The following is a 14,184-nucleotide window of genomic DNA, read 5'->3' as shown; positions in this document are numbered from 1 at the left end:
GAATCAATGGCGATGGTTTAGTCTTCATTGAAAAAAGAACGCTTAATATTCATGCTATGAATCAGAATGCGCGGAAAAAAATCTCCCGGAGATTGAGAGTAATCCGATGATTGCATTCATTCAGGCGAGTCATAATGACGCCCTCTGCGATAAAAGCGCTGTTTTTTGAAAGGGATAGTCAACAAAGGAAATGTTTCGTTACAGGAAATGACGCATGCGACAACGCAATTCGCAAAAAGTTTCTTAGCATTTTGATATATTTAAAACTTAGGACTTACTTGAAGCACATTTGAGGTGGTTATGAAAAAAATTGCATGTCTTTCAGCACTGGCCGCAGTTCTGGCCGTTTCCGCAGGTACTGCCGTAGCTGCAACGTCTACCGTTACCGGTGGTTATGCCCAAAGCGATATGCAGGGCGTGGCTAACAAAGCTAACGGTTTCAACCTGAAGTACCGCTACGAAAACGATACTCCGCTGGGCGTTATTGGTTCCTTCACCTATACCGAAAAAGATGACACCTCTAACGGCCTGTACAACAAAGCGCAGTATTACGGCTTCACCGCGGGTCCGGCTTACCGTATCAACGACTGGGCCAGCATCTATGGTGTTGTAGGTTTTGGTTACGGTAAAGTTCAGGCGAACGATATTCCTGACAACCACAGCACCAGCGACTACGGCGTAGCGTACGGCGCTGGTCTGCAGTTCAACCCGATGGAAAACGTTGCTCTGGACTTCTCCTACGAGCAGAGCCGTATCCGTAGCGTTGACGTTGGCACCTGGATCGCGGGCGTCGGCTACCGTTTCTGATAACCGCGTGAATTTACGCTGTTAAGCAGAAGATATTTTGAATAGCTCCCTTATTGGGGGCTATTTTTTTGTTATTTATCAGTAACATTCTCAATTTTGTTTGTGAAAATTTTTACCGATTTTATTTATTATTTTTGATAAAAATTACCATTAATGCGAAGAGGATCATGTTTTTGTGAAGGGTTGTGAGAGGGTAGAGTACGTTACCGGCAAAAAAAAGCCTGCGAAGAATACTCGCAGGCGTAAAAAGTGGGTTAAAGGCCGTTACACGGCGTAATTAGTGATTTGGTTTAATGTTAAAAATATCGCTACCCAGATGGTCGTAGTCCACTTTCTCCAGGCGGAAATTGGTGATCCATGTCGGCCCGGCTTTCTGCGTCGAGATAAAGTCATAGCGCTTTTTAATTTCCTGCGCGGTGATACCGGTCCACTGCGAGAAAAAGGCGAGAAAATCATTGGCCGAGCGGCGCGTTTTTATAAGGCGATGCGTTTTATCATCGCTGGATAGCACCATAAACGGCACCTGGAAATTTTGCTGGTATTTATCATCATGAGCGAGGTACTGTACTTTTTTTCCGCGTTCTTTAAAGGCCAGACCATGGTCGGAAAAATAAACCAGCGAAAAGCTCTCACCGGTGTTTTGCAACTGCGTGTAAAGTTGCGCTAATAAGTTGTCGGTCTGGGTCATGGTATAGAGATAGCATGAGGTCTCTTTCGATTGCACAAAGACGGTATATTTTCCTCCCGTACGATCGCACGCCTGCGGATGTGACCCCATTAAATGCAGTACAATAAGCTGCGGTTGACTGCGGTGGGTTGCAAAAACCTGCGAGGTCATTTTTAAAAGCTCGGTATCCTGGGTGTTTTTATCCGCCTCAAAATCACCGCTTTTCAGAAACTGCACTTCATCAGCACGTTTTGCGATGCTGGCAATTGCCGAGTCATACTCGCCAATTTGCCCCTGATTAGAAAACCACCATGTCTGAAAACCTGCGCGGTTTGCCAGCGTCACAAAATTATCCTGATACTGCGGTTTGTTATCTACAACGCGGTTTAGCGTCAGGCCCAGCGATTTTTGCGTCGAGCCGCTGGCGGCAATATAGTCAGTAAACAATGTACCATTAACGGCACTGGCAAAGGGCGTGTTGTCCCAGTGACCACCAAATGCGCCCAGCGCATCACGACGGGCGCTTTCGCCGATAACGACAATGTAGTAGTGATATTTCGGTTTAACCCCGATGACGTGCCAGGTATCTTTCATACTGGCCAGTTGTGCCATCCGCGCCTGCTCTTCGAGCACTTCCTGGTTATTCACCACCACATCTTTAACAAAACGAACTGCCGGGTAACCGGTATCTTTTAGTTTGAATACGCCACCCCATGCCAGGTTCTGTATTGGCTGAACAAAGAAGGTTCCTACACTAAACAGCAGGCACAGGCTATCCATTTTCCCCCATGGCTGTCGGCTGACGGATTTACGGCGCACGGCAATGACGCCGAGAGCGAAAATAAACAGGCCAATCACATAGCTGTACCAGGGAAAAATGGTCAGGATTTCAGTGGATTCTTCCATGTTGGTCGAATGCATTGCCAACAAGGTATTAAAGTTAGGAGAGCCATATGCCTGGCCAAAAGGATAATAGCTGGCGGCAAGTAGAGAATAGAGGCCGACAACGACTTTTTGTACTCGGGGTACGGTACGCCACAGCAGATGAAGTACGCAGGTAAAGGCGACGGTGTACAGCAGGCTAAAAGGATAGCCGAGCGCGAGATTTATCAATAAGGCTTGCAGAAAATAGAAAGCCATCCACGGGCTTAACGCCTGACGTCGGGAGACAAGCGATTCTTTCAGGGTGTAATTCATATGCCACAGTCATAAAAACGCCATGTGCTCACCCTGGCGTCAAGGGTCAAAACCTGCCGGTCAGTGCGTGAAGAGGAGGAGAGTGTCCGCATCTGCGAGCCGCAAGAGTTGCAGGGCTGCAAGAAGATAAAGCGCCGTGAATACAAGGTCAACTAGCCATAAGAAATTGTTTTGCGAGGCAGATTGCAAATCCGTAAGAAAAAGGAGGAATGAGCCGGTAAACGGCCAGCGTAACGCTAAAAGATGACATAAAAATGAAGCGGCGTACCGCGACGCCGCATTAATGAGAAGGTTTATCGTCCTGGCGGGGTTTGCCGTTGATCATCTCACACAGCATATTCAACAGCATTAACCGCACTTTAAAGGGAGAGTGACTAAACACGCGTATACACCTCTGAAATTCGTTCATAGGACCTCCTGACGTTTTGCCTCTTCCTCCCTGAAGAGTGACTGCATTACATACAGATATAGCACGGGCTATATTTTATAGCTATGGCTAAAACGTTAATTTTTTGTACTCCCATCACAATCCTATACAATGAGCGTTCTTTACTTGATACCCCCGGGGTATCGCATGAACGAGGAAGTCCAATGAGCCGTCGCACAGGAAAACCAACAACAAAAAAAGTGACGCAATTAGTCAATGTTGAGGATCACGTTGAGGGGTTCCGTCAGGTCCGGGAGGCACATCGCCGGGAGTTGATTGACGACTACGTTGAGTTAATCTCCGATCTCATTCGCGAAGTGGGCGAAGCGCGTCAGGTGGATATGGCGGCCCGTCTCGGCGTGTCGCAGCCGACGGTAGCCAAAATGCTCAAGCGTCTGGCCGGGGTCGGTCTCATTGAGCAGATCCCATGGCGTGGGGTATTTCTGACGCCAGAAGGGGAAAAGCTTGCTGAAGAAAGCCGTCAGCGTCATCACATCGTGGAGAACTTCCTGTTGGTACTGGGTGTCAGCCCGGATACCGCGCGCCGTGATGCCGAAGGTATTGAACACCACGTCAGTGAAGAGACGCTGGAGCGGTTTCGCCAGTTTAGCCAAACGCACGGAATATCCGCTGAATGAACCTGCCGTTTTTCCATGCCCTCGCTCGCGATCGTTTCCTTCATCTACTGATTATTATTGCCATCGTCATTAGCCTGTTTGTTCCCTTTATGCCGGCACGCTGGCCCGCAGCAGTTGACTGGCACACTATTATTACCCTCAGCGGATTGATGCTGCTGACTAAAGGCGTGGAACAGAGCGGCTGTTTTGATGTGCTGGGGCGAAAAATGGCCCGCCGCTTTGTGACGATAAGGCAGTTGGCACTTTTTATGGTGCTGGCCGCCGCGGTGTTATCAACGTTTTTAACCAACGACGTGGCGCTGTTTATCGTCGTCCCCCTGACGTTAACCCTGAAAAAGTGGTGTGAAATTCCGGTCAACAGGCTGATCATTTTTGAAGCGCTGGCGGTCAATGCCGGATCGCTGCTTACGCCTATCGGCAATCCGCAAAATATTTTGCTTTGGGGACGCTCCGGGTTGTCATTTATAGCGTTTATTGAGCAAATGTTGCCGCTGGCGCTCAGCATGATGGCCACCTTACTGGTGCTGTGCTGGATCTGTTTTCCACCTCAGCCCCTGCACTTTCATCATGGCGATAAATCAGCGCAATGGCAGCGACGTCTTGTCTGGAGCTGTCTCTTTTTTTATCTGGTTTTTCTCGTGACGCTGGAAACAAAGCAGGAGCTATGGGGACTGGGCATCTTGTTTATTGGTTTCTTTATCGTGGCCAGAGGTGTGGTGCTCAAGGTTGACTGGTCGCTACTGCTGGTGTTTGTTGTGATGTTCATAGATGTTCATCTTCTGACTCAGCTCCCTGTATTGCAGGGCCTGTTAGAACGGGTCGGGAATTTGTCGCCGCTTCAGCTATGGTTGACAGCCATTGGTCTGTCACAGGTCATCAGCAATGTTCCATCTACCATTCTGCTGCTGAATTATGTGCCTTCTTCCGCATTGCTGGCATGGGCGGTTAATGTCGGCGGCTTTGGGCTATTACCCGGATCGTTGGCAAATCTTATTGCCCTGCGTATGGCAGGCGACCGCCGTATCTGGTGGCGCTTTCATCTGTATTCTTTACCCTTATTATTGTGGGCCGCGCTGGTAGGATACGGATTATTCCTTGTCAGTTAGTGCTGATTTGTCAGTTTTTCCTGGAAAATGTATAGCAACCTCCTAACTTTAGTTATCAGGCCCCTTTACGCCGTTAACTGACAGGACCGTTGCATACTTATGGCAGAACAAGAGCAAAAACCTGATAACCAGGAAGAAGACAAAAAACCTGAAGGCCAGCAAGGCGATAAGAAAGCGGATAACCAGGAAGGCGACAAGAAAAAGGACGAACGTAAACGTCCGGGTAAAAAGCCGCTGATTATTCTCGGTATCGTGGTGATTGTGATGATCATCGTGGCGCTGGTGTGGTGGCTGATGACCCGTAATCAGGAAACCACCGACGATGCCTTTACCGACGGCGACGCGGTGACTATTGCGCCGAAGGTCTCTGGCTACGTGACTGATTTGCGGGTTAACGATAACCAGCGCGTGAAGAAGGGCGATCTGCTGGTGGTCATCGACCCCAGGGATGCAACCGCCCAGCGCGATCAGGCCAAAGCCCAACTGGGGCTTGCTGAAGCACAACTCCATCAGGCGCAGGCGCAACTTGCGCTCTCTAAAGTTCAGTATCCTGCCCAGCGTGATGAAGCACGCGCACAGGTGCTGAAAGCACAGGCCGATCAGGCCAATGCCGAAGCGGCGTATCGTCGTCAGCGCGGCGTCGATCCGCGTGCCACCACACAACAAAATATTGATTCAGCGAACGCGCAGTTACGCAGCGCGCAGGCCCAGATGGCCAGCGCCAAAGCGCAGCTTGAAGTCGCCGAACAGGTCGAATTGCAAATCCGTCAGCAGGAAACCAACGTTGAAGCGCGTGAGCGGCAGGTGGATCAGGCACGCGCCCAGTTAGAGACGGCGGAACTGAACCTCTCCTGGACCGAAGTACGTGCGCCGTTTGATGGCTTTGTCACTAAGCGCAACGTGCAAAACGGTACCCTCGTGCAGGCGGGCACCGCGCTCTTTTCGCTGGTCTCACCCAATATCTGGGTTGTGGCGAACTTCAAAGAGTCGCAGCTTGAACGTCTGCGTCCGGGCAATAAAGTCAGCATTAAGGTGGACGCGTTCGGTGATATGGAGCTGGAAGGACATGTAGACAGTATCCAGCAGGGCAGTGGCTCGAAATTCGCCGCCTTCCCGTCGGAAAACGCCACCGGCAACTTTGTGAAAATTGTCCAGCGCGTGCCGGTGAAAATCGTCATCGACAAAGGTCTGGATGACAATCATCCGCTGCCGCTTGGCCTCTCTGTGGAACCGAAGGTAACGCTGGAATGACCGACCACAGCCATGAAAACTGGCGTCCGGCCAGTAATCCGTGGGCGGTGGCGATGGTGGTGACGCTGGCGGTATTTATGGAAATCCTGGATACCACCATCGTTAACGTGGCGCTGCCGCACGTCGCCGGATCGTTGTCGGCCAGTTATGATGAATCGACCTGGGTGCTGACCAGCTACCTGGTGGCCAACGGCATCGTACTGCCTATCTCTGCATTTCTGAGCCGGGTTTTTGGCCGCAAGCAGTTCTTTTTGATCTGCATTGTGATGTTTACGATTTGCTCTTTTTTATGCGGCATCGCAACCGAACTATGGCAAATCATCCTGTTTCGCATCATGCAAGGGTTCTTCGGCGGTGGACTTCAGCCGACCCAGCAGTCGGTGCTGCTGGATTATTTTAAACCAGAAGATCGCGGCAAAGCGTTTGGTCTGTCGTCGATTGCCATTATCGTCGCCCCGGTATTAGGGCCAACGCTTGGCGGCTGGATCACGGATAACTACTCCTGGCGCTGGGTATTTTTTATTAATATTCCGGTCGGCATCGTGACCGTGCTGGCGATTTATCAATTGCTGGAAGATCCGCCGTGGGAGCGTAAGTCTGAAGAAAAACTGTCTATCGACTGGACCGGGATCGGCCTGATTGCGCTGGGGCTGGGCTGCTTACAGGTGATGCTTGACCGTGGGGAGGATGAAGACTGGTTTTACTCTAACTTCATCTGTACTTTTGCGGTACTGACGCTGATCGGCATTATCGGCGCGATATTCTGGCTGATATACGCCCGCAAACCGGTGGTCGATTTGCGCTGTATGGCGGATAAAAACTTCGCCGTTTCCAGCCTGCTAATGGCGGGAATGGCGATGATCCTCTACGGCAGTTCGGTGGTGATCCCGCAGCTGGCGCAGCAGGATCTGGGCTATACGGCAACCTGGTCAGGGCTGGTACTCTCGCCGGGGGCGATATTGATTGTGCTGACCATCCCGCTGGTGCTCAAGCTGATGCCGGTGGTACAAACTCGTTACATCATTGCATTTGGCTTCTTCCTGTTGGGGGCCGCGTTCTTCTGGTCACGGACTCTGACGCCAGACGTTGATTTTGAAACGCTGGTGCTGTTCCGCAGTGCGCAATCGCTGGGGCTTGGCTTCCTGTTTGTGCCGCTGACCACCATTGCTTTTATTACCATTCCACGCCAGCTCAATGCCGATGCCTCGGCGCTGTTTACCATGTTCCGTAATGTGGCGGGATCGGTTGGCATCTCGCTTTCTACAGCCGCGATTACCGAGCGGGCGCAGGCGCACAGCGCGCATCTGGCTTACCACACCAGCCCCTTTAACGAACAGTTTCAGCAGGCTATCCGCCAGTCGGCACAGGCTATTCGTGACTTTACCGGGCTGGTGGGCGATCCCATCAGTCTGGCTACCGGGCAGATGTACCAGACGATGATCGAACAGTCGCGCATTCTGGCTTACATCGATGTCTTTACCCTGCTTAGCGTAGTCGCGCTACTGCTGATCCCTTTTTGTCTACTGCTATCACCAGTGAAGAGTGAAGGCAGCGCAGGAGCACATTAATATGCAAAGACGCACTATTTTTCCTCTGGCAGCGATCGCACTGATGATGGCCGGGTGCAGCGTAGGCCCGGACTATAAGACGGCGGTACCGCAGACGCCGGCGCGCTGGAATGATGCGGGCGGCGGCGATGTACCGTCGCAAACCCGGCCGCAGGCAGTCGACCCGCGCTGGTGGACCACCTTTAATTCGCCGCAGCTCAACAGCCTGATTGAGCGGGCGATTGCAGGCAACCTGTCACTGCAACAAGCGGTGCTGCGTATTGCCGGTGCGCGCGAACAATTAAATCAGGCGGGCGGCGCATTTATGCCGTCGGTCAATGGCAATTTACAGGCCACCCGTCAGCAACTGGGGCTAAAGGGCGAACTGGAATCGCATGACGTCTACAGCCAACTTGATAACGTCGATCCAGAACTGCGCGGCGCGCTGGGGCCGTTGACCCAGCCGATTAACCTTTACCAGGGTAGCTTTGACGCGCAGTGGGAGCTGGATTTATGGGGTAAAGTCCGCCGTCAGGTGGAAGCGGCGGATGCACAACAGCAGGCGGCAATTGAGCAACGCAACGATGCGCTGGTATCGCTGGAGGCGGAAGTCGCCCGCGCCTGGCTACAGTTGCGCGGGGCGCAAAGTATTATCCATACCATGAATACGCAGATTGCCAGCGCGCAGCAGACGCTGGAGCTGACTGAGAACCGTCAGCGCGGCGGGCTGTCACCGCAAATGGATGTGGAAAACGCCCGTGCTCAGTTAGGTAATCTCGAAGCGCAATTGCCGCAATATCAGGCACAGCAACGCCAGGCGATGAACGCCCTGGCCGTGCTGTTGGGGAAAGCGCCCGGTACGCTGGATAATGAACTGCGTGGCGAACAACCTCTGCCGCCGCTACCCAATATTGTTAAAACGGGGATTCCGTCAACGCTGGCTCGCCGGCGTCCGGACGTGCGTGAAGCGGAAGCTAATCTGCACGCTGCCACCGCGCAAATTGGCGTTTCCGTCGCCCAGTTGTTCCCCAGTCTGACGCTGAGCGGCCAGTTTGGCATGCGCAACAGCGAAGCCGACTGGCTGACCGACTGGAGCAGCCATTTTTACAGCTTTGGCCCGCAGGTCTCAATCCCTATTTTCCAGGGCGGTCGTCTGGTCTCCAGCGTCAAACTGGCCCGCGCCCAGCAAGGGGCGACGGTGCTGCAATATCGTCAGACGGTATTGAATGCGCTGAATGACGTAGAGAACGCGCTGGTTAGCTATCGCAGCGATCAGCAGCAGGAGCAGGGGCTGGATCGGTCGATCGAGGCGCTGCAAAACGCCTTTAATCTTGCCAGCGACAGCTATCGGCAGGGGCTGGCAACCTTTATTGATGTGCTTGATGCCCAGCGTCAACTGGCGCAGGCCGAACAACAGCGGGCGCAGGCGAAGGTGCAAAGCAGTCTCGATTTGGTGGCCCTGTATAAGGCACTGGGCGGCGGCTGGGAGCCGTATCAGACGGTGCGACTGCCGGACTATTCCGTCTTCGGCGATGCACCGCGCGGCTAACTTTCAGAGGATTGGGCAAGAAAACAACAGGAACGCCACATTCGCCAGCGTGCACAGGGAGTTATAACTATAGGGTACTCACGTTATCATCCTGAAAGGAGAGTCCTGTGCGATATCAAAAACTCGGCAATACCGGTCTGTTTGTCTCGGAGCTGTGCCTCGGCACCATGACCTTCGGCGGCGAAGAAGGCATGTGGGGTAAGATTGGTCAGCTACGCCAGGCCGATGCGGAAAAACTGGTGGGCACCGCGCTGGAGGCGGGGATCAACTTTATCGACACCGCGAATGTTTACTCCGAGGGGCGTTCAGAGGAGATCACCGGGCAGGCGTTGAAAAACCTGAAGATCCCGCGTGAGGATGTGGTGGTCGCCACCAAGGTGTTTGGCGAAACCGGCACCAAAGGCGTTAACTCGCGCGGCAGTTCGCGTTATCACATTATCAACAGCGTGAAGGAGAGCCTGCGCCGCCTGCAACTGGATCATATCGATCTCTATCAGCTACACGGGTTTGATCCAGCAACGCCGATGGAAGAAACGCTGTACGCGCTGGATAATCTGGTCCAGCACGGCCATGTACGTTATATCGGCGTGTCAAACTGGGCGGCATGGCAAATTACCAAAGCGCTGGGCATTTCCGAGCGCAAAGGGCTGGCACGCTTTGCCTCCCTCCAGGCTTACTACACCATCGCCGGGCGCGATCTGGAACGTGAACTGGTGCCGATGATGCAAAGTGAAGGCGTCGGGCTGATGGTCTGGAGTCCGCTGGCAGGCGGCCTGCTGAGCGGTAAATATAGCCGCGATGGCGAAAGTGAAGCTGGCAGTCGCCGTCAGGAATTTGATTTCCCGCCGGTGGAGAAAGAACGCGCGTTTGATTGCGTGGATGTGATGCGCACAATTGCTGACAGCAAAGGTGTGTCGGTAGCGCAGATTGCGCTGGCGTGGCTGCTGCATCAGCCGGTGGTCAGCAGCGTGATTATCGGGGCGAAGCGTCCTGAGCAGTTGACTGATAATATCGCGGCCACGGAGATCCGTCTGAGCGAAGAGGAGCTTAAACAGCTTGATGGGGTCAGCGCGCTGCCGCGGGAATATCCCGGCTGGATGCTGGAGCGGCAGGGGGAATATCGCCGCAATCAGCTGAAAGGGTAACGCGTTACGTTGTGGCCCGTGCCCGGCGGCGCTGCGCTTGCGCGGGCCTACGATCCCGGAGAATACGTTGATTTTAGAGGAAATGTAGGCCGATTAAGCGCAGCGCCATCCGGCAAATCACCACATGGGCAGACATTATTTCTCTCACCACCTTCGCCCGGCCTTCGCCGGGCTTTTCTTTTGCCGCTCGCCACGATCTTTTCGAATCCGCTCACATTTTCGCGCATTAGTTTTTGCCTGCCCGACGGTTCCGGGTATATGACTAGTCATATATTTTAAATGACTAGTCATATAGAAATAAGGAGCCAGTCAATGACCAAAAAATTAGCCGACGGATTTTTATGGGGAAATTCGGTCTCCAGCATGCAGACTGAAGGAGCCTGGAACGAAGGCGGAAAAGGGAAGTCGGTTTACGATATCCGTGAGGCCAGCGAGTTTGCCTCTGACTGGAAAGTCGCCACGGACTCCTATCACCGCTACCGGGAAGATTTCGACCATATGCAGGATCTGGGCATGAACTGCTATCGTTTCCAGATTTCATGGAGCCGCGTGTGCCCGCAGGGAGATGGCGAGTTTAATGAAGAAGGTATCGCGTTCTATGACCGATTTATCAATGATCTGATTGCCCGCGGTATTGAGCCGATGGTCTGCCTGTATCACTTTGATATGCCACTGGCGCTGGCCGAGCAGTATAACGGTTTTACCGATCGCCGCGTTATGGAAGCATTCATCCGGTATGGGAAGCAGATGATCGACCGCTTTGGCGATCGGGTGAAATACTGGCTGTCTTTTAATGAACAGAATATTTTCCATATGCCGGAAGCGTTTAAGGTTGCTGGCTATATGCAGGGCGATCAAACGCTGCGCGAGTTGTATCTGATCCAGCATCACACCATGATGGCGCATGTGCATTTAACCCAGTATCTGCATGACACCCAGCCGGGGAAAATGTTTGGCGGGATGCTGGCCCATCAACTGGTCTATCCGGCAACCTGCAAACCACGGGATATTTTCTGCGCCCAGCAGTACGACGAGTTTCTTAACCAAAACCTGCTGCGGGTTTACGCCGGGGAAGGGTACAGCCCGGAAGTGCTGGCAGTCGTGAAGCGCGAAGGTTTTGAGGATATTTATCGTGAAGAGGATCTGGCACTGCTGACCCGCGTCAAAAATGATTTTATGGCATTTAGCTATTATGCCAGTCGTACTCTCGACAGCGATGCCATTGCCGAAAATACGCCGGTGAACTATTACCTGCTGCACGGCGATAAACCGAATCCGTGGCTGAAAGCGACGGAGTGGAACTGGCAAATCGATCCGCTGGGCTTTCGCACCATCATTACCCGTTACTACAACGACTGGCGTCTGCCGGTCTTCCCGATTGAAAATGGTATCGGGGTCATTGAGTCGTGGGACGGCGTCAACATGATTGAAGATGACTATCGCATCGACTATCACCGCGAGCATATTAACGCCATGAAGGCCGCTATTTTTGAGGATGGCGCACAGGTAATCGGCTATCTCGGCTGGGGGCTTATCGACATTCTCAGTTCACAAGGCGATATGCGTAAACGCTACGGAGTCGTCTACGTGAACCGGGAAAACCATGATTTAAAAGACCTGAAAAGGGTGCCGAAGAAGAGCTATGCCTGGTTAAAACAGGTCATCCACAGTAACGGCGACAAGATGTAAACATCTGGCCGGGTTTGTACTGATTACAGGTCGCAGCGCTCTGCGACCTGAATTGTCCAGGGTATAAAAGAAAGGGTTCTGCTATGTCTGGTACAAATATGCAGTCTTTTACCGATCGCTTCGTTGATATTTCCGCGCGGATCGCAGGGCAGGTACATTTACGCTCTCTGCGCGACGCGTTTGCTGCCATCATGCCAATTTTCATTCTGGCCGGGCTGGCGGTGCTGGTAAATAATGTGGTGTTTCCGTGGGTAATGGAAGGGGAAACGCTGACGAAGTTTAAACTATGGGGTGATGCAATTATCAACGGGACGTTGAATATTGCCGCCCTGTTGATTGCGCCAATGATTGCCTGGTCACTGGCACGTAATAAACACATCGACAATCCGGTGTCGGCGGTCATTATTGCGATATGTAGTTTTATTATCATGATGCCGATGCAGGTTGATTTGATACCTGTCGGCGCGAAGACCACGGTCAGTATTACCCAGGTATTAACCTTCGCGAATATTGGCACTACCGGGATTTTTGCCGGAGTGATTATTGGTTTGTTATCGACTGAAATTTTTATCCGTATTGCACGGATTGAGCGCTTAAAAATATCGCTGGGTGAAAATGTGCCTCCGGCGGTCAGTCAGTCATTTTCCTCGCTCATTCCGACGATTCTCACGCTGTCGTTATTTGCGCTGTTTTCCGCCTTGCTGGCTAATCTGCTGCATACTGATTTGATCCACTTAATCACTACGCTTATCCAGCAGCCGCTGCGCATGATTAATACCAGTCTGCCAGGGACACTATTTATCTATAGCTTCGGTAACTTCCTGTTTACGCTCGGTATCCATCAGGCGGTAGTAAACAGTGTCATTCTGGAGCCATTCCTGCTGATTAATACCAATGAGAATATGCTGGCGTTTGCTAACGGTCAGCCAATACCGCATATCATCAACAATATCTTCGTGCCGACGTTTGGCATGATTGGCGGTACCGGCAGCACGATTTCTCTGCTCATTGCGATTTTTATTTTTTCGCGTCAGAAAGCGGCCAAACAGGTCGCACGTCTGGCAATCACCCCCGGCCTGTTTAACATCAATGAACCGGTCATTTTTGGCCTGCCAATTGTTTTTAACATTCCTCTGATGATCCCCTTTGTCCTGCTGCCCGCCATCGGCATCTTTTTTGCCTGGGTTTGTACGACGCTGGGTTTGATGTCGCGCTGCGTAGTCATGATCCCCTGGACCACACCACCTGTACTTAGCGCCTGGCTTGCTACCGCCGGTGACTGGCGTGCCGTAGTCGTACAATTGATCATCATTGTGTTTGGTGTATTCTTCTACCTGCCTTTTCTCAAAATTGCAGAGAGAGTGGCACAGAAAAACAGTGAGATAGCGTAAATAATAAAGGAAGGGCAATGGCAGCGAAGTATGTATTAATCGCGCGGGAAATCAGGCGACGAATTATGAGTAAGCAGTATCCCGCGAATGAGCCGTTGCCCGATCAGTTTGCACTGGCAGCCGAGTTCAGCACCAGCCGGATGACGATCCAGCAGGCGATGCGCCAGCTAATCATTGAAGGGCTGGTGTATACCCGCCAGGGGCAGGGCACCTTTATCCGCAAAAATTTCCATCAATTTTCCCAGTGGGATCTGGCCGGCAGCGACTATTTTGGCGCGACCAAAACATGGGGCCATAAAGGTAGGGTCAGCAGCGTGGTTATCCGCTTTGAACTACGGTTCCCAACCGAGAAAGAGCAAACGTCGCTGCTGATTAATGCCGATGCGCCAGTGTATGACTTTATCCGCCTGCGCCTGCTTAACGATGAGCCGATGTCCCTGGATGCCACCATTATGCCTGTCAACCTGGTCCCCGGTCTGAGTCGCTCTCATCTTGAGGGTTCTGTCTTTCAGTACCTGCAGCAAACGCTGGGGCTAAAGATGATGGGATCGTATCGGGTTGTCAGGGCACTCAAACCTGATGTCCTGGATATGCAGTATCTGAATTGCCAGGAGACTGACCCGGTGATGGAAGTCGAACAGGTGATTTATCTGGAGGATGGCACGCCGCTGGAGTACGCCCACTGTCATTATCGCTACGATCACAGCGGGATTGTGATCGTCAATAACGGTTAACCGCCTGCCCGGAGCGTGGTATCGTCCGGGCAAGCG

Annotated in this window: 12 protein-coding genes; 10 read left to right on the top strand and 2 right to left on the bottom strand. The window is 52.4% G+C overall.

What is annotated here, in order from left to right:
* Positions 1–300: 300 nt before the first annotated feature.
* On the top strand, positions 301–807 hold the full coding sequence (gene ompX / locus CHU32_RS09275) for an outer membrane protein OmpX (protein ID WP_103675501.1): 507 nt from the start codon (positions 301–303) through the stop codon (positions 805–807).
* Positions 808–1,084: 277 nt separating this feature from the next.
* On the opposite strand, the gene CHU32_RS09270 is transcribed toward ompX, so the two are convergent.
* Both CHU32_RS09270 and mntS read right to left on the bottom strand, forming a co-directional pair.
* Positions 1,085–2,671: a phosphoethanolamine transferase gene (locus CHU32_RS09270; protein ID WP_103675500.1), complete on the bottom strand. Its 1,587-nt coding sequence runs from the start codon at positions 2,669–2,671 to the stop codon at positions 1,085–1,087.
* A 280-nt stretch (positions 2,672–2,951) separates the two neighbouring features.
* Positions 2,952–3,080 (bottom strand): manganase accumulation protein MntS, encoded by a 129-nt coding sequence (gene mntS, locus CHU32_RS09265; RefSeq protein ID WP_103675499.1) that lies wholly within the window; start codon positions 3,078–3,080, stop codon positions 2,952–2,954.
* Between the two features lie 182 nt (positions 3,081–3,262).
* On the opposite strand from mntS, the gene mntR reads away from it, so the two are divergent.
* The 9 genes from mntR to CHU32_RS09220 all read left to right on the top strand — a co-directional run bounded on the left by mntR (position 3,263) and on the right by CHU32_RS09220 (position 14,148).
* Positions 3,263–3,736 carry a manganese-binding transcriptional regulator MntR gene (gene mntR, locus CHU32_RS09260; RefSeq protein WP_103675498.1) on the top strand — a complete coding sequence of 158 codons (474 nt, stop codon included), beginning with the start codon at positions 3,263–3,265 and terminating at the stop codon, positions 3,734–3,736.
* On the top strand, positions 3,733–4,842 hold the full coding sequence (locus tag CHU32_RS09255) for an anion transporter (protein ID WP_103675497.1): 1,110 nt from the start codon (positions 3,733–3,735) through the stop codon (positions 4,840–4,842). Before mntR ends, CHU32_RS09255 begins: the two co-directional genes overlap by 4 nt.
* A 99-nt stretch (positions 4,843–4,941) precedes the next feature.
* The gene (locus CHU32_RS09250; protein WP_103675496.1) at positions 4,942–6,093 is read left to right on the top strand and encodes an HlyD family secretion protein; all 1,152 of its coding nucleotides are present in this window, start codon (positions 4,942–4,944) and stop codon (positions 6,091–6,093) included.
* Positions 6,090–7,661 (top strand): DHA2 family efflux MFS transporter permease subunit, encoded by a 1,572-nt coding sequence (locus CHU32_RS09245; protein ID WP_103675495.1) that lies wholly within the window; start codon positions 6,090–6,092, stop codon positions 7,659–7,661. Before CHU32_RS09250 ends, CHU32_RS09245 begins: the two co-directional genes overlap by 4 nt.
* Position 7,662: 1 nt before the next feature.
* Complete coding sequence (locus CHU32_RS09240; RefSeq protein WP_103675494.1) at positions 7,663–9,189, top strand: efflux transporter outer membrane subunit; 1,527 nt, start codon at positions 7,663–7,665, stop codon at positions 9,187–9,189.
* 107 nt (positions 9,190–9,296) lie between these two features.
* Positions 9,297–10,334 (top strand): aldo/keto reductase, encoded by a 1,038-nt coding sequence (locus CHU32_RS09235; protein ID WP_103675493.1) that lies wholly within the window; start codon positions 9,297–9,299, stop codon positions 10,332–10,334.
* A gap of 312 nt (positions 10,335–10,646) precedes the next feature.
* The gene (locus tag CHU32_RS09230) at positions 10,647–12,023 is read left to right on the top strand and encodes a glycoside hydrolase family 1 protein (RefSeq protein WP_103675492.1); all 1,377 of its coding nucleotides are present in this window, start codon (positions 10,647–10,649) and stop codon (positions 12,021–12,023) included.
* An 83-nt stretch (positions 12,024–12,106) separates the two neighbouring features.
* Positions 12,107–13,414 (top strand): PTS sugar transporter subunit IIC, encoded by a 1,308-nt coding sequence (locus CHU32_RS09225; RefSeq protein ID WP_103675491.1) that lies wholly within the window; start codon positions 12,107–12,109, stop codon positions 13,412–13,414.
* Between the two features lie 17 nt (positions 13,415–13,431).
* Entirely contained in the window at positions 13,432–14,148 is a 717-nt protein-coding gene (locus tag CHU32_RS09220) for a GntR family transcriptional regulator (protein WP_103675490.1), read from the top strand.
* Positions 14,149–14,184: the final 36 nt, after the last annotated feature.

This window comes from Superficieibacter electus, assembly GCF_002915575.1.
Lineage (GTDB): Bacteria > Pseudomonadota > Gammaproteobacteria > Enterobacterales > Enterobacteriaceae > Superficieibacter > Superficieibacter electus.
Note: the sequence above shows the minus strand (reverse complement) of the source record. Positions and strands in the feature narration are given on the sequence as shown.

Bases quoted from the DNA above. Each gene is read 5' to 3' on its own strand.
- ompX (WP_103675501.1), top strand. From the start codon at position 301: ATGAAAAAAATTGCATGTCTTTCAGCACTGGCCGCAGTTCTGGCCGTT.
- CHU32_RS09270 (WP_103675500.1), bottom strand. From the start codon at position 2,671: ATGAATTACACCCTGAAAGAATCGCTTGTCTCCCGACGTCAGGCGTTA.
- mntS (WP_103675499.1), bottom strand. From the start codon at position 3,080: ATGAACGAATTTCAGAGGTGTATACGCGTGTTTAGTCACTCTCCCTTT.
- mntR (WP_103675498.1), top strand. From the start codon at position 3,263: ATGAGCCGTCGCACAGGAAAACCAACAACAAAAAAAGTGACGCAATTA.
- CHU32_RS09255 (WP_103675497.1), top strand. From the start codon at position 3,733: ATGAACCTGCCGTTTTTCCATGCCCTCGCTCGCGATCGTTTCCTTCAT.
- CHU32_RS09250 (WP_103675496.1), top strand. From the start codon at position 4,942: ATGGCAGAACAAGAGCAAAAACCTGATAACCAGGAAGAAGACAAAAAA.
- CHU32_RS09245 (WP_103675495.1), top strand. From the start codon at position 6,090: ATGACCGACCACAGCCATGAAAACTGGCGTCCGGCCAGTAATCCGTGG.
- CHU32_RS09240 (WP_103675494.1), top strand. From the start codon at position 7,663: ATGCAAAGACGCACTATTTTTCCTCTGGCAGCGATCGCACTGATGATG.
- CHU32_RS09230 (WP_103675492.1), top strand. From the start codon at position 10,647: ATGACCAAAAAATTAGCCGACGGATTTTTATGGGGAAATTCGGTCTCC.
- CHU32_RS09225 (WP_103675491.1), top strand. From the start codon at position 12,107: ATGTCTGGTACAAATATGCAGTCTTTTACCGATCGCTTCGTTGATATT.
- CHU32_RS09220 (WP_103675490.1), top strand. From the start codon at position 13,432: ATGGCAGCGAAGTATGTATTAATCGCGCGGGAAATCAGGCGACGAATT.